This is a genomic window from Isoptericola haloaureus, from assembly GCF_036689775.1.
Taxonomy (GTDB): Bacteria; Actinomycetota; Actinomycetes; order Actinomycetales; family Cellulomonadaceae; genus Isoptericola; species Isoptericola haloaureus.
In genome coordinates this window covers 135,952-157,433 of record NZ_JBAGLP010000110.1, presented here as the reverse complement: position 1 = coordinate 157,433, position 21,482 = coordinate 135,952, and the positions used below count along the sequence as shown (strand labels likewise).

General features: G+C 73.1%; 17 protein-coding genes. 7 read left to right on the top strand and 10 right to left on the bottom strand.

The features are described 5' to 3' along the window. Nucleotides 1–14 precede the first annotated feature (14 nt). Complete coding sequence (locus V5O49_RS04605) at nt 15–875, top strand: aldo/keto reductase (protein WP_332901201.1); 861 nt, start codon at nt 15–17, stop codon at nt 873–875. Between the two features lie 20 nt (nt 876–895). Next, nucleotides 896–1,828 carry an aldo/keto reductase gene (locus V5O49_RS04600; RefSeq protein ID WP_332901200.1) on the top strand — a complete coding sequence of 311 codons (933 nt, stop codon included), beginning with the start codon at nt 896–898 and terminating at the stop codon, nt 1,826–1,828. Nucleotides 1,829–1,928: 100 nt separating this feature from the next. On the opposite strand, the gene V5O49_RS04595 is transcribed toward V5O49_RS04600, so the two are convergent. Continuing rightward, nucleotides 1,929–3,767: an ABC-F family ATP-binding cassette domain-containing protein gene (locus tag V5O49_RS04595; RefSeq protein WP_332901199.1), complete on the bottom strand. Its 1,839-nt coding sequence runs from the start codon at nt 3,765–3,767 to the stop codon at nt 1,929–1,931. 181 nt (nt 3,768–3,948) lie between these two features. On the opposite strand from V5O49_RS04595, the gene V5O49_RS04590 reads away from it, so the two are divergent. Next, the gene (locus V5O49_RS04590) at nt 3,949–4,917 is read left to right on the top strand and encodes an acetylxylan esterase (protein ID WP_332901198.1); all 969 of its coding nucleotides are present in this window, start codon (nt 3,949–3,951) and stop codon (nt 4,915–4,917) included. Between the two features lie 130 nt (nt 4,918–5,047). Further along, a complete protein-coding gene (locus tag V5O49_RS04585) occupies nt 5,048–6,238 on the top strand; it encodes a serine/threonine-protein kinase (protein WP_332901197.1) in 1,191 nt (396 codons plus the stop codon). Nucleotides 6,239–6,365: 127 nt separating this feature from the next. Here the strand turns inward: V5O49_RS04585 and V5O49_RS04580 are convergent, their stop codons facing one another. The 7 genes from V5O49_RS04580 to metG all read right to left on the bottom strand — a co-directional run bounded on the left by V5O49_RS04580 (nt 6,366) and on the right by metG (nt 15,460). Then, nucleotides 6,366–7,298, bottom strand: a complete 933-nt coding sequence (locus V5O49_RS04580) for a 4-(cytidine 5'-diphospho)-2-C-methyl-D-erythritol kinase (protein WP_332901196.1) — start codon at nt 7,296–7,298, stop codon at nt 6,366–6,368. Next, a complete protein-coding gene (gene rsmA, locus V5O49_RS04575; RefSeq protein ID WP_332901195.1) occupies nt 7,295–8,167 on the bottom strand; it encodes a 16S rRNA (adenine(1518)-N(6)/adenine(1519)-N(6))-dimethyltransferase RsmA in 873 nt (290 codons plus the stop codon). The genes V5O49_RS04580 and rsmA overlap by 4 nt, the downstream gene beginning before the upstream one ends. 43 nt (nt 8,168–8,210) lie before the next feature. Further along, the gene (locus tag V5O49_RS04570) at nt 8,211–9,551 is read right to left on the bottom strand and encodes an aggregation-promoting factor C-terminal-like domain-containing protein (RefSeq protein ID WP_332901194.1); all 1,341 of its coding nucleotides are present in this window, start codon (nt 9,549–9,551) and stop codon (nt 8,211–8,213) included. A gap of 355 nt (nt 9,552–9,906) precedes the next feature. Continuing rightward, nucleotides 9,907–11,199, bottom strand: a complete 1,293-nt coding sequence (locus tag V5O49_RS04565) for a transglycosylase family protein (RefSeq protein WP_332901193.1) — start codon at nt 11,197–11,199, stop codon at nt 9,907–9,909. Between the two features lie 259 nt (nt 11,200–11,458). Then, nucleotides 11,459–12,685, bottom strand: coding sequence for an aggregation-promoting factor C-terminal-like domain-containing protein (locus tag V5O49_RS04560; RefSeq protein WP_332901192.1), 1,227 nt, complete (start codon nt 12,683–12,685; stop codon nt 11,459–11,461). 43 nt (nt 12,686–12,728) lie between these two features. Then, the gene (locus V5O49_RS04555; RefSeq protein WP_332901191.1) at nt 12,729–13,664 is read right to left on the bottom strand and encodes a TatD family hydrolase; all 936 of its coding nucleotides are present in this window, start codon (nt 13,662–13,664) and stop codon (nt 12,729–12,731) included. Beyond that, nucleotides 13,664–15,460, bottom strand: a complete 1,797-nt coding sequence (gene metG / locus V5O49_RS04550) for a methionine--tRNA ligase (RefSeq protein ID WP_332901190.1) — start codon at nt 15,458–15,460, stop codon at nt 13,664–13,666. Before metG ends, V5O49_RS04555 begins: the two co-directional genes overlap by 1 nt. A gap of 167 nt (nt 15,461–15,627) precedes the next feature. On the opposite strand from metG, the gene V5O49_RS04545 reads away from it, so the two are divergent. Both V5O49_RS04545 and V5O49_RS04540 read left to right on the top strand, forming a co-directional pair. Then, entirely contained in the window at nt 15,628–16,200 is a 573-nt protein-coding gene (locus V5O49_RS04545; protein WP_332901189.1) for an isochorismatase family protein, read from the top strand. 171 nt (nt 16,201–16,371) lie between these two features. Further along, a complete protein-coding gene (locus V5O49_RS04540) occupies nt 16,372–16,881 on the top strand; it encodes an LURP-one-related/scramblase family protein (RefSeq protein ID WP_332901188.1) in 510 nt (169 codons plus the stop codon). A 67-nt stretch (nt 16,882–16,948) separates the two neighbouring features. Here the strand turns inward: V5O49_RS04540 and rsmI are convergent, their stop codons facing one another. Further along, nucleotides 16,949–17,830, bottom strand: a complete 882-nt coding sequence (gene rsmI, locus V5O49_RS04535) for a 16S rRNA (cytidine(1402)-2'-O)-methyltransferase (RefSeq protein ID WP_278235286.1) — start codon at nt 17,828–17,830, stop codon at nt 16,949–16,951. Nucleotides 17,831–17,878: 48 nt separating this feature from the next. Between rsmI and V5O49_RS04530 the strand changes: the two genes are divergently transcribed. Beyond that, complete coding sequence (locus V5O49_RS04530) at nt 17,879–19,903, top strand: dolichyl-phosphate-mannose--protein mannosyltransferase (RefSeq protein ID WP_332901187.1); 2,025 nt, start codon at nt 17,879–17,881, stop codon at nt 19,901–19,903. Between the two features lie 124 nt (nt 19,904–20,027). Here V5O49_RS04530 and V5O49_RS04525 read toward each other — a convergent pair whose 3' ends face one another. Beyond that, nucleotides 20,028–21,479, bottom strand: a complete 1,452-nt coding sequence (locus V5O49_RS04525) for a family 20 glycosylhydrolase (protein WP_332901186.1) — start codon at nt 21,477–21,479, stop codon at nt 20,028–20,030. Nucleotides 21,480–21,482: the final 3 nt, after the last annotated feature.

Genomic DNA, 21,482 nt, shown 5'->3' with positions numbered 1-21,482 from the left:
AGACAAGGAGAACCGTGGAATCACGCACCATCGGACACCGCTCCGTCAGCGCGATCGGGCTCGGCGGCATGCCCCTGTCCATCGAGGGACGCCCCGACCGGGACCGGGCGATCGCCACCGTCCATGCGGCGCTCGACGCCGGCGTCACGCTCGTCGACACCGCCGACGCCTACCACCGCGACGCCCACGAGGTCGGGCACAACGAGGAGCTGATCGCCGAGGCGCTGCGCACCTGGGGCGGCGACACCTCCGACGTGCTCGTCGCGACCAAGGGCGGGCACCTGCGCCCGGGCGACGGCACCTGGACCCAGGACGGCCGGCCCGAGTACCTCAAGGCCGCGGCGAAGGCCTCCGCGCAGCGCCTCGGTGTCGAGGCGATCGGCCTGTACCAGTTCCATCGGCCCGACCCGTCGGTGCCCTACGCCGAGTCGATCGGCGCGCTGGTCGATCTCCTCGACGAGGGCGTGATCCAGCAGGCCGGCATCTCCAACGCGAACGTCGCCCAGATCGACGAGGCGAACGAGATCCTCGGCGGACGGCTCGCGTCCGTGCAGAACCAGTTCTCCCCCGCGTTCCGCTCCAGCCTGGGCGAGCTGCAGCACTGCGCCGAGCTCGGGGTCGCCTTCCTGCCCTGGTCGCCGCTCGGCGGCATCGCCCGGGCCGCCGACGTCGGCACGGCGCACGCGGCGTTCGGCCGCGTGGCCGAGCGCCACGGCGTCAGCCCGCAGCAGGTGACGCTCGCCTGGGAGCTGTCCCTCGCCCCGGTCGTGGTGCCGATCCCCGGCGCCTCGCGACCGACCAGCATCCAGGACTCGGCGCGCGCCGTCGACCTCGAGCTGACCGCCGACGAGCTCGCCGAGCTCTCCGACCACTGAACCACCCGGAGGATCCACCCATGAAGACCGTCCCCCTCGGCACCAGCGGCCGCCAGGTCCCCAACGTCGTCCTCGGCCTGATGCGCATCCAGCAGATGGACGACGACGCCGTCCGCGAGCTCGTGCGCACCGCCCGCGACGCCGGCATCGACTTCGTCGACCACGCCGACGTCTACGGCGACGCGCTGCACGGCTGCGAGCGCCGGTTCGCCGAGGCCATGCAGCTCACGCCCTCGCAGCGCGAGGAGCTGACCATCCAGTCCAAGGCCGGCATCGTCCGCGAGGGCCCGTACTTCGACTTCTCCTTCGACCACCTGGTGTCGTCCGTCGAGGAGTCGCTGAAGGCCCTCGACACCGACTACCTGGACGTGCTGCTGCTGCACCGCCCGGACGCCCTCGTGGAGCCCGACGAGGTCGCCCGCGCCTTCGACCACCTGGAGTCGACCGGCAAGGTGCGCTCCTTCGGCGTCTCCAACCACACGCCGGGCCAGATCGAGCTGCTCAAGAAGTCGGTTCGCCAGCCGCTCGTCGCGAACCAGCTCCAGCTCTCGATCACCCACGCACCGCTGGTCGCGCAGGGCGTGGCCGCCAACATGGCCGGACTGGACCAGTCCGCCGGGCGCGACGGCGGGCTCCTCGACTACTGCCGCCTGCACGACATCACCGTGCAGGCCTGGTCGCCGTTCCAGGCCGGGTTCTTCACCGGCGTGTTCCTCGGCTCGGAGAACTACCCCGAGCTGAACGCCGTCATCGACCGGTTGGCCGCGAAGTACGACGTACCGGCCATCGCGATCGCGACGGCCTGGATCACCCGCCACCCGGCCGGGATGCAGGTCGTGCTGGGCACCACGACGCCGGAGCGCGTCGCCGGTGCTGCCCAGGGGTCGGACATCCCGCTCACCCGCGCCGAGTGGTACGAGCTGTTCCGCGCCGCGGGCTACACCGTGCCGTGATCCGCGGCCGGACAGCGGTCTGACGCTCGCGCGTCCCGGTCGTGCGGGTTTCACCTGCCCGATTCCCGCACGACCGGGACAGGCGTCGTCGCGGGGAGGCTCACTCGACGAGCTCGGCGGCCTCCAGCCACTGCATCTCGAGGTCGTCCTTCTCGGCGGCGAGCTCGCGCAGCCGTGCGTCGAGCCGGGCCGTCGCCTCGAAGTCCGTGGGGTCCGCGGCCATCTGCTCGTGCAGGCGCGCCTCCTCCTGCGTCAGCCGGGCGAGCTGCTTCTCCAGGCGCTGCACGGCCTTCTTGGCCTGCCGCTGCTCCGCGGCCGACGGCGCTGCACCACCGTCCGACCCACCGGGCGTGCCGGCTGCGGAAGGAGCACCCGGCGACGAGACGTCGCCCGACGCCCCCGCACCGGCACGTCGCAGCTCCAGGTACTGCTCGACCCCGCCCGGCAGGTCCCGCAGCGCCCCGTCGCCGAGCAGGGCCCACTGCCGGTCGCAGACCCGCTCCAGCAGGTAGCGGTCGTGCGAGACGACGATCAGGGTGCCGGGCCAGCCGTCCAGCAGGTCCTCCACGGCGGCCAGGGTGTCGGTGTCCAGGTCGTTGGTGGGCTCATCGAGCAGCAGCACGTTCGGCTCGGAGACCAGCAGGCGCAGGAGCTGCAGCCGGCGACGTTCCCCGCCGGAGAGGTTGCGCACCACGGTGTGGGCGCGCTCGCGGGTGAACCCGAGCCGTTCGGTGAGCTGGCCGGCGGTGAGCTCCTTGCCGTCCACGACGACGGTGCGCTTCTCCCGGTCGACGACCTGCACCGCGGTCAGGTCACCGACCTGGTCGAGCTCGGTGACCTCCTGGGTCAGCTCGGCGACCTCGACCGTCTTGCCGCGCCGCACCCGGCCGCCCTCGGGGTCGCGGCGTCCGGCCAGCAGGGCGAGCAGCGTCGTCTTGCCGGCTCCGTTGACCCCGACGACGCCGTACCGGTCGCCGGGCCCGAGCCGCCACGTGACGTCGTCGAGCAGGGTGCGCTCCCCGCCGTCGGGCAGCGGGACGCGCACGGTGACGTCCTCGAGGTCGAGGACGTCCTTGCCGAGCCGCTTGGTGGCCATCTGCGTCAGCTCGAGCCGGTCGCGCGGCGGCGGCTCGTCGGCGATGAGGGTCTGGGCCGCCTCGACGCGGAACTTCGGCTTGGACGTGCGCGCCGGTGCACCCCGCTTGAGCCAGGCGAGCTCCTTGCGCAGCAGGTTGTTGCGCTTCTCGGCGGCCGCAGCGGCCTGCCGGGAGCGCTCGGCGCGGGCCAGGATGTAGGCGGCGTAGCCGCCCTCGTAGCCGTCGACGGCGCCGGAACCGTCGCCGCGGACCTCCCACATCCGCGAGCAGACGGCGTCGAGGAACCAGCGGTCGTGGGTGACCACCACGAGCGCGCCCGTCGCACCGGGGCGGCCGTACCGGTTCCTCAGGTGCTCGGCGAGCCAGGCCACGCCCTCGACGTCGAGGTGGTTGGTGGGCTCGTCGAGCAGCAGGACGTCGGGGTCCTCGACGAGCAGGTGCGCCAGGGCCACACGACGGCGCTGGCCGCCGGACAGCGTGGTGGCCGGCTTGTCCAGGTCGAGGTCGGCCAGCAGCCCGGCGTGCACGGCGCGGACACGCGGGTCGGAGGCCCACTCGTGCGTCTCGTCGTCGCCGTGCACGAGGTCGAGCACCGTCGCGCCCTCGGGGACGTCGTCGCGCTGGTCGAGCATGCCGAGCCGCGAGCCGCCCACCCGGGTGATGCGGCCGTCGTCGGGCAGGGCCGTCCCGGCGAGCATCCGCAGCAGGGTGGACTTGCCGGCGCCGTTGGGTCCGACGACGCCGATCCGGTCGCCGTCGTCGAGCCCGAGGGAGACGTCGTCGAGCAGGGTGCGGGTGCCGATGGTCAGCGAGATGCTGTCCGCGCCGAGGAGATGTGCCACCGGAACAGGGTAGTCGCCGCGCGTCGCCCCACCCTCACCGTCGAGCGTCTCTGAATCTCAGGAACGGCGCCGTGATTCCTGAGGAACAGAGACGCTCGACGGGGCCGGGTGGGGCAGGACGACACCGCGGGCCGCTACCCTCGGGGGCGACGCCGCCGTCCGCACCCAGGAGAACCCCCGCATGGCCCAGTTCGACCTGCCTCTGTCCGAGCTCGAGCAGTACCGTCCGACGCTCGACGAGCCCGGCGACTTCGACGCGTTCTGGTCCGGCACGATCGCCGAGGCGCGCGGGTTCGGCGACGACGTGCGCATCGAGCGGGTCGACTCCGGGCTGACCGAGCTCACGGTCGACGACGTCACGTTTCCCGGGTTCGGCGGACACCCGATCAAGGCGTGGCTCGTCCGGCCGGCCCGGGTCGACGGCCCGCTGCCCGCCGTCGTGGAGTTCGTCGGCTACGGCGGGGGCCGCGGGCTGCCGCACGAACAGCTCGGCTTCGCGGCCGCAGGGCTCGCGCATCTGGTCGTGGACACCCGCGGGCAGGGGTCCGGCTGGGGCTCCGGCGGCGACACCCCCGACCCCGTGGGACACGGCCCCGCCTCCCCCGGGTTCATGACCCGCGGCATCCTCGACCCGGCCGAGCACTACTACCGGCGCGTCTTCACCGACGGCGTGCGGGCCGTGGACGCCGTGCGGCAGATCGACGGGATCGACCCGGCGCGAGTGGCCGTGGCCGGGACCAGCCAGGGTGGCGGCATCGCGATCGCCGTGGCAGGCCTGCTGCCCGACGTCGTGGCCGCGGCGCCGAACGTGCCGTTCCTGTGCCACTTCCGGCGCGCCGTCCAGATCACCGACGCCGATCCCTACGCCGAGATCACGCGGTACCTCGCGGTGCACCGGGAGCACGAGGACGCCGCCTGGCGCACGCTGTCGTACCTCGACGGGGTCGCGTTCGCGCGGCGCGCCCGGGCCGCCGGCCTGTTCTCCGTCGCGCTGATGGACACGATCTGCCCGCCGTCGACGGTGTACGCGGCGTTCAACGCGTGGGGCGGCACCGACCGGGAGATCGACGTCTACCCGTACAACGGACACGAGGGCGGTCAGCACTACCGGTTCGCGCCGACCCTGGCGTGGCTGCGCAAGCATGTCTGAGCGGGGCACCCCCGCGTCCCGACCGCGCTTCCCTCTGCCCCACGTACTGATAGCGACCGCCCTGGCCGTGGTGGCCCTCGGCGCCGCGGGCGCCGCGTGGGCCGCGTGGGCCGCGCTCGACGATGACCCCGTGGACCGGCCGGTCACCCTGTCCGAGCTGGAGGGCTACCCGGCCCGCGGCAACCTGGTGGACTCCGGCGACTGGGCCGCCGAGGCCGAGGCCGCCGCCGACGTGTGGCGCGCGGAGCCCACCGGGGGCCGCGAGGAGCCGCCGTCGGACGCGCAGCCGATCTCTCTGCTCTGGGCCGGTGACCTCCCCGCCGGCATGCTGATGGGCCACCTCCGCTACGAGTTCGCGCTCGACGTCCCCGAACGGCCCGACCTCCTCGAGACGGCACGCGCCGTGGTGCTGCGTGCCGGGGACCGCACGGCCCTGCTCATCGCGAAGCTGGAGGACGACGGCGCCCGCGACGACGACTTCACCGTCGTCGGCGACGGGATCGCCCCGTCCCTGGACGGCGCGGCGCTGCACCCCGGCGAGGGCGTCTTCCTGCTCGCCGCGAACAGCGACGGCTCGTCAGGGGCCGGACCGGCAGAGATCGAGGTCGTCTCCGCGTCCACGGGATCGCCCGTGGGGGAACGACCGGTTCACGACGGACTGCTCGTCAGCGCTCCGTTCGACGCCCTGCGGGCCCCTGCCACCGGTGCGACCCCGGAACGGCTGGTGACCTCGACGGGCACGACGATCGAGACCGACGGGACCGGTCTGTGGGAGGCGCTGACGGGTCCGGACGCTCCCTCGACGTGGTCCGCGCTGGCCGACGCCGAGCAGGCGGCGCGCAAACGGGCCCCGGGAACGCCTGTCCGGGCCGAGGTGTGGGGCGCCGAGTCGCTCGACGACGGCCGGTCCGTCGCCGTCGTCGGCGCGCAGGTGCAGCCGGACGACACCGACGACGCCTGGTGGGCCGTGACCGCAGCGGTGCTGGCACCCGGGGACGGCGATCCGTGGGTGGGCGATCCCTGGGTCTACCCGCTGGGGCGCGGCCCCGCCGCGTCGACGGCGGACGGGACGGCCCTTCCGCCGCTGGCCGCGGACTGGGTGGTCCGCGACGCCGAGGAGCTCACCGTCGACCTGATCGTGGCGGCATCGCCGCAGGTCGCGCAGGTCGCCGTGGAGACGCGCGGACGCACGATCGAGCTGGACGCCGGTCTGAGCGTGCTGCCGTCGTGGGAGGACGACGGCGAGTGGCCGGCCCCGAGTCCGGTCGTCCTGGTCGGACGCGCCGCGGACGGGACGCCGCTGGCGCCGCTCCCGCACTGACGTCCGGTCCGGTTCTTCCGCGCCGAGCGCTACCTCGCGAGGAGGTTGCCTACCTCGGCGGAAGGTTGCCTACCTCGGCCTGAGGTTGCCTACCTCGGTGGGAGGTTGCCTACCTCGCGGGGCGGTGTCAGAGGACGCGGGCCCCCGCGGCCGGCGCCGTCGTGCACCACACCGCGTCGGCGGCGTCCTCGGCGGTCCAGGTCGCCGCGATCGCCAGCGCGTGCTGGCGCGACCTGGCCAGCGCGGCGACCGTCGGCCCGGAACCGGACACCATCGCCCCGAGCGCACCGCCGTTGCGGGCGATCTCCAGGGTGCGCTCCAGCTCGGGGCGCAGGTCGAGCGCAGCCGGCTCGAGGTCGTTGTGCAGCGCCGCCCCGAGCGCCGTCGGGTCCCCGGCGCGCAGGGCCTGCATGAGGCCGTTGTCGTCGGCGACGTCGACCGGCGGGGCGGTCGTCCCGTACATCTCGTCGAACCGGCCGTACACCGCCGGGGTCGACAGCCCCTCGTCCCGCGTGGCGAACGCCCAGTGGAACTCGCCGCGGGACATCGCCGGGGTCAGCAGGTGCCCGCGGCCCGTGCCGACGGCGGTGTGCCCCAGCAGCGCGAAGGGCACGTCGGAGCCGAGCCGGGCCGCCAGCCCGGACAGCTCGGCCCGGGACAGCCCGGCCCCCCACAGCGCGTCGCACGCGACGAGGGTGGCGGCGGCGTCGGCGGACCCGCCCGCCATGCCGCCCGCGACGGGGACCCCCTTGGACAGGTGCAGGGCGACGTCCGGCGACGTGCCGACGTGCTCGGCCAGCACCTCGGCCGCCCGCCAGGCGAGGTTCGACGCGTCCAGGGGGACCCGGTCGGCCTGCGGCCCGTCGACCGTCAGCGACAGACCCACGCCGTCGGCGACCTCGGTGGCCGTGACCTCCTCGTGCAGGGCCACCGCCTGGAACACCGTGACCAGCGGATGGTAGCCGTCCTCCTCGACCGGACCGACCCGCAGGGACAGGTTGATCTTCCCCGGCGCTCGGACGCGGACGGACGGCGACGGGGCGGCAGCGAGACTGGTCACCCGTCCACCGTGCCAGCAGCGGCCGGAAGGTGCTCGGCGATCCGGGCGAAATCGGCGATCGAGAGACGTTCCCCACGCAGCCGTGGGTCGACGTCGGCGGCGCGCAGCGCCTCCTCCGCGGTGGCACCGGACCCGAAGATCCCGGACAGGGCGGCACGCAGCGTCTTGCGGCGCTGGGCGAAGGCGGCGTCGACGACGGCGAAGACCTGCTCGCGCGTCGCCGTCGTGACCGGCGGGTCGTGGCGCTCGATCGCCACGAGGGCCGAGTCGACGTTCGGCTCGGGCCAGAAGACGTGCCGCGAGACGTTCAGCGAGCGCCGGGCGGCGCCGTACCAGGCGGCCTTGGCCGACGGCACCCCGTACGTGCGCGACCCGGGGGGTGCGGCGAGCCGGTCGGCGACCTCGGCCTGCACCATCACGAGCACCGACTGCAACGACGCGAAGCGCTGGAGGAAGGTCAGCAGCACCGGCACGGCCACGTTGTAGGGCAGGTTCGCCACGAGGGCCGACGGCGGCGCGCCCGGCAGGTCGGTGACGTCCAGCGCGTCGGCGGTGACCACCTCGAAGTCCGCGTCGGGAGCGTGGCGGTGCACCGTCTCGGCGATCTGGCCGGCGAGCACCGGGTCGATCTCGACGGCGACGACCGAGGCGCCCGCCTCGAGCAGCCCGAGCGTCAGCGACCCCAGCCCGGGCCCGATCTCGACGACCCGGTCGCCGGGCTGCACGCCGGCGGCACGGACGATCTTGCGTACCGTGCCGCCGTCGTGCACGAAGTTCTGCCCGAGCGTCTTCGTGGGGCGGACGCCGAGGCGCCCTGCCAGCTCGCGGATCTCCGCAGGGCCGAGCAGGGCGCCAGGGGTGTTGGTCATGGGCGGCAGTATCGCCCGACCAGGGGTGTGGGTACCAGTCGGCTCAGTACCAGTTGTTCGCCTGCGAGTGGCTCCAGGCACCGCACGGCGTGCCGTAGCGGCCGGCGATGTAGTCCAGGCCCCAGGCGATCTGGGTGGCCGGGTTCGTCTGCCAGTCCCCGCCGTGCGAGGCCATCTTCGACCCCGGCAGCGACTGCGGGATGCCGTAGGCGCCCGAGGACGGGTTGGCGGCGGTGTGCGACCAGTTGGACTCCTTGGTCCACAGCGACTCGAGGCAGGACCACTGCGAGCCGGTCCAGCCGCGGGCGGCGGCCATCTGCTGCCCGATCTGGCGGTTGGAGCCCGAGTAGGACGTGCTCGACCCGGACGACCCCGAGCTCGAGGAGCTGGAGGAGCTGGACGACGTCGCGGGCTCGGGCTCCGGCTCCGGCTCCGGCTCGGGGCGCGGCTTGGTGCCCTCGACCAGCACGCGGGTCCTCGGCTCCTTGGTGACCATCGACGTGATCTTCTCGTTCGAGACCTCCTCGCCGTCGATCGTGGTGATCTCGCGCACGACGGTGCGGGAGCCGTCACGGCCCTTCTTCTTGACCTTCGGGTCGAGGTCCTCGTAGCGGTCGTCGCTCTGCTTGACCTTGACCTCGCGCTCGATCGTCTTGGTCTTGGTGACCCGCTCGACGTCGACGCGCTGGACGACGGCGGCGACGGCCGGCATCTCGGCGTCCTCGGGGAGCTCCTTGGCCGTGACGTCGGCGGTCGCGGCGTCGGTGACGGTGACGATGTCGTCGGCGTCGATCTCGACGTCCGCGGCACCGAGCACGGCGTTCAGGTCCTCGGAGCCGTCGACGACCTCGATCTCGTCGTCGGCGACGACGGCGACGTCCTGGCCGTCGTGGACGTCCAGCGGCAGCGCCGCACGGTCCTCGGAGCGCGACGCGACGAGGTGGACCTCGCTGCCGCGCTGGCTGAGCAGGTTCAGCGCCTCGTTGGCGTCGGCGGCGTTGATCCAGGTGGACGACTCCTCGCCGTCGACCTGGATGGCCACCTGCTTGCCGGTGCGCACGACGACGTCGCTCCCGTCGTGCAGGGAGGTCGCGGCGGCCGGGGCGACGACGTCGCGGTCCCCGACCTCGACGCCCTGCTCGGCGAGCAGGCCCTCGATGTCGCCGGCGAAGGTGCCGACCGACCGGGTCTCGCCGTCGACGTCGAGCGTCACGGTCTTGTGGGCCTGGGAGACACCCACCGCGGACCCGACACCGAGGGCGAGGGCGCCGACGGTGAAGGAGGCGATGAGGGTCCGCCGACGACGGACCCGGTGCGTGCGGGTGACGGCTCGGGTCTCGGCCGTGGTCGGCTGCGGCTCGAGGTTCTCGGGCACGGAGGTCATACAGCTCCAAGTTCGTGCGTGGGGCCGGCCCCCTGCGGGCCGCGCTGTACAGCAGGACTCATCGTTCGTCATGCAACGACGCTCGACCGTAACCATTCCGTGATCCGTGGCAAGAGGGTCTACGTCACATCCGGGGCAGGGGTCACCGCTCTTTCACAGGCCCTGCACACCCCGGTTCCGTCACCGTCAGATCCACCGCCCCGCCCCTCTCGGGTGACGCGGCAGCCCGGGGACGAGGAACCGACAGGCTCGGTCGACGAGGGCCGGCCGGCGTCGTCATCCCCGAAGTGGAGCGCCCCCTGGGGCGCGTGAACGCGACGCCGACCGGCCCTCGTCGACCGAGCCTCGAGTCGGATCAGAGCAGCCCGAGCTTCGCGGCGCAGTGCGGCCACTGGCCCCACCCGGCCCGCGACTGCAGGATCTGCGCGCGCTTCGTCTGCTCGGCGGCCGAGGCGTCGGACGGCAGCCCGGTCCCGCCGACCGCCTGCCAGGTCGACAGCGAGAACTGGTACATGCCGTAGTACCCGTTGCCGGTGTTGGTCGTGGGGTCGCCGCCGGACTCGCACTGCGCCAGCGCGGCCCAGACCGAGCCGGACGGCGCGGAGCCGCCGGACGAGGAGCTCGAGCCGGACGACCCGGAGGAGGAGGACGACGAGCTGCCGGTGTCGGCGGGCTGCGGAGCCGGCTCGGGCTCCGGCTCGGGACGCTCCTTGGTGCCCTCGACCACGACTTTGTCGACCGGCTTCGTCGTGACCTTGCTGGAGAGCTTCTCGCGGTTCGTCACCTCGCCGTCGACCCGGGTGACCTCCCAGGTGATGGTCCGCTCGCCTTTCGAGCCCTTCGTCGCGACGTAGGACCCCTCGTCGACGTAGCGGTCCGGGTCGGTCTTCGTCACGGTGTCGAAGTCGACCTTCTTGGTCTTGTCGACCTTCTTCACGTCGACGACCTGGACGACGACCCGCACCGAGGGCTCGGACCCGTCGGCGGGCTCGACCTGCTCGACGTGGACGCGGTCGTCCGCGTCGAGCTCGACGCCCTCGGCGGCGAGCAGCTCCTCGAGGGTGACGGCGCCGTCGTCGACGACCGTCTCCTCGCCGCCCACGACGAGCGTGACCGGCTGGTCGGCGTCGAGGCGGATCGGCAGCGTGGCCCGCTCGGCGGACCGCGACGGCAGCAGCCGCACCTGGTCGGCGCGCTCGGCGAAGTCGGCGAGCGCCTCGTCGGCGTCGAGCGCCGCGACCCACACGTCCCGCTGCTCGCCGTCGGTCTCGACGGTGAGCTGGCGGCCGTAGCGCACCTGGACGACGGCCCCGTCGCGCAGCTCGCCGTCGACGGCGGGCGTGACCTCGTCGTTGTCGCCGACGCGGACGCCTTCCTCGGCGAGCACGTCGTCGACGGTGTCGGCGTACGTGGTCACCGTGGTCAGGCGGCCGTCGACGTCGAGGGTGACGTCCTTGCGCAGCTGCTCGACGACGGCGGCGGAGACGCCGCCCGCCACGACGAGGCTGAGCGCGGCCACGGCGGTCACGAGCGGCCAGCGGCGTCGGCGACGGCGCGTCGGGGTGGCGTCGCCCGTCGCGTCACCCGGCGTCCCGGCACCACCGGCGGCGGTGCCGGCCGAGGCGCCGACGGTGGGGTCGTCGCTCACGTGGGCGAAAACGGGAACCGGCTCGGTCGAGGGAGCCACGTTGTCGAAAGGCCAGTCCTTCATGGCGGTCCAGACGTCGTGCGGTCCGGGTTCGACGGCGGAGGCCCCGGCGCACGGTCGGGTCCGGGTCGGTCCGGCGATCCCGTCGACCGTAACCGCATCGTGATGTTCAACCAAGCGCGACTATGGTAAGAATGCGCGGTTGCGGGCGCCTATGCCCGAAAAGTTCCACCCGCGGATGTCGCCGACGTCACACCGGTCAGTACCAACCGACCGACATCGAGTGGTTCCAGGCCCCGCACGGCGAGCCGTACCGCCCGCTGATGTAGTCCAGCCCCCACCGGATCTGGGTGGTGGGGTTCGTCCGCCAGTCGGAGCCGGCCGTGGCCATCTTCGACCCCGGCAGCGCCTGCGGGATGCCGTAGGCCCCGCTGGACGGGTTCTCGGCGTTCCAGCGCCAGTTCGACTCCTTGGTCCACAGCTTGTCCAGGCAGACGAACTGATCGCTGCCCCAGCCGCGCTCGGCCGCCAGCGACCGCGCGACGGCCTTGGCCGACCCCGGGTCGACCTGGATGTCGGAGACGTCCAGCGTGCCGACCAGGACGACCTCCGTGACCGGCTCCGTCGTGACCGTGCGGTCGACCACGGTGCGCTCCACCTCGGCACCGTCGATGGTGCGCACCTCGTAGGTCGTCACCCGCTCGCCCGGCACGCCGCGGGTCTGCACCACCTCGTGCCCTCGCGGCAGGTCGTCGGACTCGACCGTCTCGGTCTCGAACGGCACCACCTCGGTGACCAGGTCGGAACCCGTCTGCCCGCGGTGGACCACGACGACCATGCCGTCGACCGCGGCCGCCCCCAGCGGGACCGAGGTGCCGTCCTGCGCCGCGAGGGTGATCCCGACCTCGGCGAGCACCTCGCGCACCGTGGCCTGCGTGGTGCGCAGCGGGAGGACGGACCCGTCCACCGAGACGTGGACGGTCTTGAGCGTCGAGACCCGGACCGGCGACCGCCCCAGCGGCTCGCTGCGCGACGCCGTGGTGACCGCTCCCTCGCCCCGCGGCCCGAGCGCCGCCAGCAGCTCGCCCACGGTGTGCGCCGTCGTCGGGAAGGTGACGGTCTCGCCGTCGATCTCCATCGTGACGTCCTTGCTGGTGCGGACCACGACCTCGCCGTCGTCCGGCGCCGACGCCGTCAGCGCGGGCTGGACCAGGTCGTCCGGTCCCGGCCTGACGCCGTGGAAGGCCAGCACGTCGGCGACCGTGTCGCCGTAGCCGTCGACGGTGCGCACCTCGCCGTCGACGTCCAGGGTGATCTCGGCGTGGGCGTCCACGACACCGGCGGCGCCGACGGCGACCGCCGCCACCACGGCGGTGCGGGCCACGAACCGGGTCGCGGCCGGGAGCGGTCCGCGCCGGCCCACGAACGGTGCCGGGGCACGCCGACGACGGGGTACGGCCCGTCGGTTCGCCCTGGTCGTCGTCACTGCCACCGCAGAGTAGTGGAGCGTCCCCGCACCGCGGAAGCCGTCACCACGTTCCGTAGACCGTCTCGGAGGTCGTCGACACCGCGGTGCACAGGTCCGTCAGCGGGAGCTCGAGCACCTCCGCCATCGCCCGGACGGTGTGCCCGGCGACGTAGGGCGCGTTGGGCCGGCCCCGGTACGGATGCGGGGGCAGGTAGGGGGCGTCGGTCTCGACCAGGACCAGCTCGAGCGGCACGGTGCGCAGCGCGCCGCGCAGGTGGTCGTTCTTCGGGTAGGTGACCGGCCCGGCGAACGACAGGTACCAGCCGTGCTCGGCCGCCAGCGCCGCCATCTGCTCGTCGCCGGAGTAGCAGTGGAAGACCGTGCGCTCCGGCGCGCCGTCGGCGAGCAGGACCTCGATCACCTGCTCGTGCGCGTCGCGGTCGTGGATCTGCAGCGCCAGCCCGAGCTCCTTGGCCAGCGCCATGTGCGCCCGGAACGACTCGCGCTGGGCGACCTCACCCTGCGGGCCGGTGCGGAACAGGTCCATCCCCGTCTCGCCGATCGCCCGGACGCGCGGGTTGTCCCGGGCGACGTCGGCCACCCGGGCGATCGCGTCGTCGAGCGAGGTCGCGTGGTGCGCCTGCGGCGACGGCTCCAGACCGTCGGGCCCCACCTCGCGGACGCCCGCGTGCAGCACCGCCTCGTTCGGGTGGATCGCCACGGCGCCCAGGAGGCGACCGTCGGACGCGGGCTCGCGCAGGAGCGCGTCCGTCCACTCGACGGACGGCAGCTCGCAGCCCACCTGGACCAACCGGTCCACCCCGACCGCGGCGGCCCGCTCGAGATGGTCGGCGACGGTCGGGACCGGAGCGCCCTGCAGCGCCCGCTCGTCGAGCACGTCGGCGATGGCGTCCAGGTGGGTGTGGTTGTCCACGACCGGGACCGGCAGGGCCTCCGGGTCCGGAGGGAATCCCCGCTCGCGCTTCGAGCGTCCCATCAGGCCTTCTCGCGCAGGCGTTCCAGCTCCTCCTCGACGATCGAGTCGTCGAGCTTGGTGAACACCGGCGTCGGCTTGGCGATCGGGGTACCAGGGGTCACGGGGCGCGACTCCCACGACGGGAACTCGTAGCCGCCGTCGTGCCCGCCGGTGATGACCGGGTAGTGGCGCGAGTCGTCGTCGAGGTCGGTGACCTCCTCGATCACCGGCTGCGGGGCGAACTCGCCGGTCCCGCCGAGCACCTCGTGCACTGACTGGGCCGAGTGGGGCAGGAACGGGGCGAGCAGCGTGTTGCAGTCGCTGACCGCCTGGGTCGTGGTGTGCAGCACGGTGGCGAGCCGGTCCGGGTCGGTCTTGAGCTTCCACGGCTGGGTCTCGGAGACGTAGCGGTTGACCTCGCCGACCACCCGCATCGCCTCGGCGACCGCGGCCCGCTGCCGGTTGGACTCGATGAGCGAGCCGATCTTGCCGAACGCCTCGCCGGTGGTCGCCAGCACCTCGCGGTCGACGTCGGCCTGCTCGCCCGCGGTGGGGATCTCGCCGAAGTTCTTGTGCACCATCGAGGCCGTGCGGTTGACCAGGTTGCCCCAGCCGGCGACGAGCTCGTCGTTGGTGCGCCGCAGGAAGCTCTCCCAGGTGAAGTCGACGTCCTGGTTCTCCGGCCCGGCCGCGGCCACGTAGTAGCGGAACGCGTCCGGCTGGTAGCGGGCCAGCATGTCGCGCACGTAGATGACCACGCCGCGCGAGGAGGAGAACTTCTGGCCCTCGACGTTGAGGAACTCGCTGGAGACGACCTCCGTCGGGAGCTGGAGCGACCCGTACGGGCCGGGCCGGCCGCCGTGCGAGCCGCCGCCGTCGTAGGCGAGCAGCTCGGCCGGCCAGATCTGGGAGTGGAAGGTGATGTTGTCCTTGCCCATGAAGTAGAACGAGCGGGCATCAGGGTTGGTCCACCAGTCGCGCCAGGCCTCGGGGGTGCCGCGGCGCCGCGCCCACTCGATGGAGCTGGACAGGTAGCCGATGACGGCGTCGAACCAGACGTACAGGCGCTTGTTCGGGTTCTCGGCCCAGCCGTCGAGGGGCACCGGGATGCCCCAGTCGATGTCGCGCGTCATGGCGCGCGGGCGGACGTCGTCCAGCAGGTTGCGGCTGAAGTTCAGCACGTTCTGGCGCCAGCCGGTGCGCGTCTCGAGCCAGGAGGCGAGCGCGTCGACGAAGGCCGGCAGATCGAGGAAGAAGTGGTTCGACTCGACGAACTTCGGCGTCTCGCCGTTGATGCGGCTGCGCGGGTTCTTCAGGTCGATCGGGTCGAGCTGGTTGCCGCAGTTGTCGCACTGGTCGCCCCGCGCGCCGTCGTAGCCGCAGATGGGGCAGGTGCCCTCGATGAAGCGGTCCGGCAGCGTGCGACCGGTCGACGGCGAGATGGCGCCCATAGTCGACTTCTCGACCATGTAGCCGTTCTGGTGGACCGTGCGGAACATCTCCTGCACGACGGCGTAGTGGTTGCGCGTCGTGGTGCGGGTGAACAGGTCGTAGCTGAGGCCCAGGGAGGTGAGGTCCTCGACGATCACGCGGTTGTAGCGGTCGGCGAGCTCCTGGGGCGTCACGCCCTCCTGCTCGGCCTGGACCAGGATGGGCGTGCCGTGCTCGTCGGTGCCCGAGACCATCAGCACGTCGTGACCCGCCATCCGCATGTGACGGCTGAAGACGTCGGAGGGAACGCCGAAGCCGGCGACGTGGCCGATGTGCCGCGGGCCGTTGGCATAAGGCCATGCCACGGCCGAGAGGATGTGGGTCATGGCCCGAATCCTACTGGTCCGGGCTACCGGGAGGCCGGGTCGTCTCACCCGCGCTCCCTCCCGCCGAGATCGACTCACCCGTACCGAGATCGACGCACGGTGCCTCGATCTCGGTACGGGTGAGTCGATCTCGACACGTGGGGGGCGGATGGTGGCACAGTGGAGACATGAGTACGCGAGCACTCCTCGTCGTCGACGTCCAACCGACGTTCTGCGAGGGTGGCGAGCTCCCCGTGGAGGGGGGCCACCGCGTCGCGCAGGACGTGGCCGACTACGTCGCCGCCCACCGCGAGCGCTACGGCCTGGTCGTCACGACCCAGGACTGGCACATCGACCCGGGCGAGCACTTCAGCGACGACCCGGACTTCGTCAACTCCTGGCCGGTGCACGGCGTGGCCGAGTCCCCGAACGCCCGGCTCCACCCGGCCCTGGCCGACCTGGACGCCGACGTGGCGGTCACCAAGGGCCAGTACGACCACGGGTACTCCGGGTTCGACGGGGCCGACGCCGTCGGGCGATCGCTCGACCAGGTCTTGCGCGAGGCCGACGTCCGCGCCGTGGACGTGGTCGGTCTCGCCGAGTCGCACTGCGTGAAGTTCACGGCGCTGGACGCCGAGCGGCACGGGTTCGAGACCCGGGTCCTGACGGACCTCACCGCCCCCGTCTCGGCGGAGCAGGGCGAGCAGGCCCACCGCGAGCTGACCGAGGCCGGCGTCGAGCTGGCGACCTCCGCGAGGTAGGCAACCCCTCGGCGAGATAGGCAACTCCCCCGCGAGGTAGGCAAGTTCTCGATGAGGTAGGCAACCCCTCGGCGAGGTAGGCAACTCCCCTCGCGGGGCGACCGCGGACGGTCCCCGTGCAGCGGCCCGCGCCCCGCGCTACGTTGCAGGCAGGTCGACCCGGAGGTCCCGATGCCGCTGCCCCCGCCCCCCGCCGGCTGGTCCCGGTACGTCCTCAAGAGCACGTTCGGCATGGGCCGCGACTTCGCCGTCCTCCACCCGGACACGGGCGACCAGTCGTGGTTCGTGGACGGCAAGGTCGGCATGCGCCCCAAGGCGGACGTCAAGGACCGGGACGGCGAGGTCGTCTACACGGTCACCGGCAAGATGTTCGGGATCCCGAAGCAGATGACGATCGCCGACGCCGACGGCACGGAGATCGCCGCGCTGCGCGCCAAGATGTTCTCCCCCGTCAAGGACCGCATGTCCATGGAGGTTCCCGGCGGTGAGCCGTGGAGTCTGGAGGGGTCGTTCATCGAGAAGGACTACGCGGTCACGGTCGGTGGACGGCACGTCGTCCAGATCACCCAGAAGTGGGTGACCATCCGAGACGCGTACACGCTCGACGTCGCCGACGGGGTGGACGTGGGTCTGGCGCTGGCGGTCGTGTGGGCGATCGACCGCTGGGTCGAGCGCGACTGACGCCGGCCTACCTCACGGCAGAGTCGCCTACCTCGCGGAAGAGTTGCCTACCTCGCGGAGAGGTTGCCTACCTCGCGGAAGGGGCCTGGCGCGCGGCCAGCACGGCCTCGTACAGCTCGCGCTTCGACACACCCGACGCCGCCGCGACCTCCCCCGCGACCACCTTGAGCCGCTCGCCCGCCTCGACGCGGGCGGCGACCTGCGGCACGAGCGCCTCCACGCTCGGCGCCTCCGGTGCCGGCGCCCCGCCGACGACGACGCAGATCTCGCCCCGCAGCGCCTGGCCGGTCTCTGCCCGCTCGCCCGCGAGCGCCGCCAGCTCCCCGAGCGACCCGCGCAGGACCTCCTCGTACACCTTCGTCAGCTCGCGGCAGACGGCGGCGGGCCGTTCGGGACCGAACGCCTCGGCCATGGCGGCCAGGGTGTCGACGATCCGGTGCGGCGCCTCGAAGAACACCATGGTGCGGGGCTCGTCGGCGAGGCCACCGAGCCACCGCGACCGGTCCCCGGCCTTGCGGGGCACGAACCCGTCGAAGGTGAAGCGGTCGGTCGGCAGACCGGACAGCGCCAGCGCGGTCAGGACGGCGGAGGCGCCGGGCGCCGAGGTCACGGGCAGCCCGCGCTCGACAGCACGGGCGACGAGCCGGAACCCGGGGTCGGACACCGCCGGCATCCCGGCGTCGGTGACGACGAGAACGGTGCCGCCGCCGTCGACGACGTCGAGCAGGTCGTCCGCCCGGTCGCGCTCGTTGTGCTCGTGGTACGACACGATCCGCCCGCCGACCTCCACGCCGAGCCGGGACGCGAGCGCGTGCAGCCGGCGGGTGTCCTCGGCCGCCACGACGTCGGCGTCGGCGAGCAGGCGCAGGAGTCGTGGAGAGGCGTCCTCGACGTTGCCGATCGGGGTGGCGGCCAGCACGACGGACCCGGCCTCGGGGACACGACTCATGGGGACAACTGTCCCACGCGGCCCCGTCGACCCCCTAGAGTGACCGAGGTGAGCGCCCACGATCCCGACGCCCCCGACACCGGAGAGCAGTCCGAGGTCGACACCGCACCGCCGAGTCGGCAGTACCCGTCCCGCCGCGAGATCCACGGTCACGAGCGCCGCACGAACACCCGCGGCATCCCCGTGGTGACCGGGGCGATCCGCGCGCTGACCGGGTCGACCCCGACGGTCGGCACGGGTCCCGCGAGCAACGACGCGGCCCCGGCGGAGGACGCCCCGACGGCGTCGCCGGCCGACGCCCCGGACCCACGACCGACCACCGGGACCACGCCGACCGCGCACCCCGGGACCGGCCCGACGCCGGGCGCCCTGGAGAGCGCGCCGGTCCCGGTCGCGGCGGGCGGCACCGCGACGGCGACCGCCGAGCGCCCATCCGCGCGGGACGACGACGGCTCGCACGACTCGCCGTCGGACACCGCGCCGGACGAGGGGGTCGGCACCGAGCGGTCGCTGCTGGTGCGCCTGCTGGGCGAACGGCGCCTGGCGCTGGGGGCGACGTGGCAGGCCCGCACGCTCGGGTGGGTCGGCGCCGCCGTCGTCACCCTGATCGCCGCCGTGGCCCGGCTGTGGGAGCTCGGCCGCCCCGGGTCGCTGGTCTTCGACGAGACGTACTACGTCAAGGACGCGTACACGCTCGGCAGCACCGGCGCCGAGCGTCAGTGGCCCGAGGACCCGAACCCCGCCTTCGAGGCCGGTGACGTCGACACCTACCTGGACCAGGCGGCGTACGTCGTCCATCCCCCGGTGGGCAAGTGGATGATGTGGCTCGGCATGGAGGCCGGGGGCGGCGCGACGAACCCGTTCGCGTGGCGGCTGGCCTCCGCCGTCGTCGGCATCCTCGCCGTCCTGCTGCTGGTCCGGATCGCGCGACGGCTGTTCGCCTCCACGACGATGGGGCTGGTCGCCGGCTTCCTGCTGGCGATCGACGGGCAGGCGATCGTGCACTCGCGCACCGCGCTGCTGGACCAGTTCCTCATGTTCTGGGTGCTGGTCGCGTTCGGCTGCCTGCTCCTGGACCGGGAGTGGGCGCGACGACGACTCGCCACCCGGGTCGCGGCCGTCCTGGACGCCGGTGGCACCGTGGACAAGTACGGGCCCCGGCTCGGGATGCGGTGGTGGCGTCTCGCCGCGGGCGTCTCCCTGGGCCTGGCGTGCGGCGTCAAGTGGTCGGCGCTCTGGTTCGTCGCCGCGTTCGGCCTGCTCACCGTGCTGTGGGACGTCACCGCGCGGCGCCGCGCCGGGATCGGCCGCTGGTTCGAGGACGCCGTGCTGGCCGACGGCGTGCCGGCGTTCCTGCAGATCGTCCCGGTCGCGCTGCTCACCTACGTCGCCTCCTGGTGGCGCTGGATCGCGGGGTCGGAGGGCTACTACCGGGACTGGGCGTCGCAGAACCCGGAGCAGGCGGTGTCCTGGCTGCCCGACTGGCTGGCCAGCCTGTGGCACTACCACCAGCAGGTGTACCAGTTCCACACCGGCCTCGAGGCGGAGCACGCCTACGCGGCGGGCCCGCTCGGCTGGATGGTGCAGTGGCGGCCGACGTCGTTCTTCTGGGAGCGCCTGGATGCCGGCGACGGCGCCTGCCCCGCGGACACCGACGGCGGCTGCGCCGTCGCCGTCACGGCCCTGGGCAACCCGCTGTTGTGGTACCTGGCGGCGATCGCCCTGGTCGTCACCGTGCTCCTCGGGATCTGGCTGCGGGACTGGCGGGCGCTGGCCGTCGTCTCCGGCACGGTCGCCGGCTGGCTGCCGTGGTTCCTGTACACGGACCGCACGATCTTCACCTTCTACACGATCGCGTTCACGCCGTTCGTCGTCATGACGCTGGTCTACCCGATGGTCGTGGCGCTGGAACGCACCCGATGGCGCCAGGGCAAGGGCGGTACCGCCGCGGTGATCGCCGTCGTCGTGGTGCTCATCGCGCTGGTGTCGGCGGCATTCTACCCGTTCTGGTCGGCGATGGCGGTGCCGTACGACTACTGGCGCGAGGTCATCCGCTTCCAGAACTGGATCTGAGACCCGGCCGAGGACGCGCGGCCCCGTGGACGACCGCGTTCACGGGCGCTGCGCGCCCTCCACGTCGGGGTGGACCGCCGTCCACGGGGCCGTGCGTCGTCGGCGTCCCTCGGCTCCTGTCAGCTCACTCCGGCCAGGCGACCTGCGGCGTGGGGTGGAACGCCCAGCCGCTGGCGCGCCAGGCCGGTGCCGACGCGGCGGTGCGGGCGGCGAAGGACTCCCAGTCCTTGCGCTCGGCCGCCGTCCAGGCCACCTCGGCGACGGCCCCGAGCCGCGGCAGCAGCATCGAGAACAGCTCGTCACGCGTCGTGAGGGTCTCGGTCCAGATCGCGGCGGAGACACCCTCGACCGAGGACGTCGGCAGGCCGTCGATCACGGTGGTCGGCTCCCAGTCGTAGGAGTCGCGCAGCTCGACGTGGCCGGCCCACTCCAGCCCCAGCGGGTGCTCGGGGGTGTACTTCATGTCGAGGTAGGCGTGGTTGCCGGGCGACATGATGAACCGCGCGCCGGCGTCGGCCGCGGCGACGAACCGGTCGAACTCCTCGCCCTTGGGCTCCCAGTACTGCAGCAGCGTGCCCGGCTCGACGGGCCCGCGCGAGCCTTCCTGCCAGAAGATCGGCGTCTTGCCGTGCTCGCGCACGATCCGCTGGGCCAGCTCGACGAACCGCGCGAACTCCTCGCGCTCCATCGTCAGCACCTCGTCACCCCCGACGTGCACCCACGGCCCGCGGGTCGTGCGGGCCAGGTCGCCGATGACGTCGCGCAGGAACGGCTCGGTGGCCGGGTTGTCGAACCACAGCCGCGAGAACCCGACCTCGATGCCGTCGTAGGCGTCGGTGGCGACGCCGTCGGACGTCAGCGCGCCGTAGACGTGGGTGGCGGCGTTGACGTGCCCGGGCATGTCGAACTCGGGCACGATCGTGACGTACCGCTGCGCGGCGTAGTCCTGCAGCGCCGTGTAGTCCTCGACGGTGAGGTAGCCGGCCGAGCCGCCGCCGACCTGGTTGTCGGACGCCTTCTCCAGCTCGGGACGGGAAGGGATCTCGATGCGCCAGCCCTGGTCGTCGGTCAGGTGCAGGTGCAGCACGCGCAGCTTGAACGACGCGGCCAGGTCGACCACGGCCCGCAGGTCCTCGGGACCGAACCAGTGCCGCACGACGTCGAGGCTCAGGCCGCGCCAGGCGTAGCGGGGCGCGTCGTGCACGACGACGGCCGGCACGGCGGCCGCGGCGCCATCGGTGCCGGGCACCACGAGCTGGCGCAGCGTACGGGCGGCGTGCAGCAGCCCGACGGGTGCCGCGGCGGTGGCGAGGATCTCGCCGTCGGCCACCCGCAAGGTGTACCGCTCGTCGGTCTCCGCGCCCGCGGACCCGGCGGCGGGGTCGAGGCGCAGCGTGACCGTCACGGCACGAGCGTCGGTGACGTCGTCGGACACCGGGACGCCGGCGGCCTCGACCTGCTCGGCGACGAGCCGGGCGAGGGCCGGGTCCGGCGCGTCGACACGGACCGCGGGCACGACGACGGCGGGGGCGTCGGTCGCGGTGACCTCGGTGGGCCACGGGATGAGGGGCAGCATGAG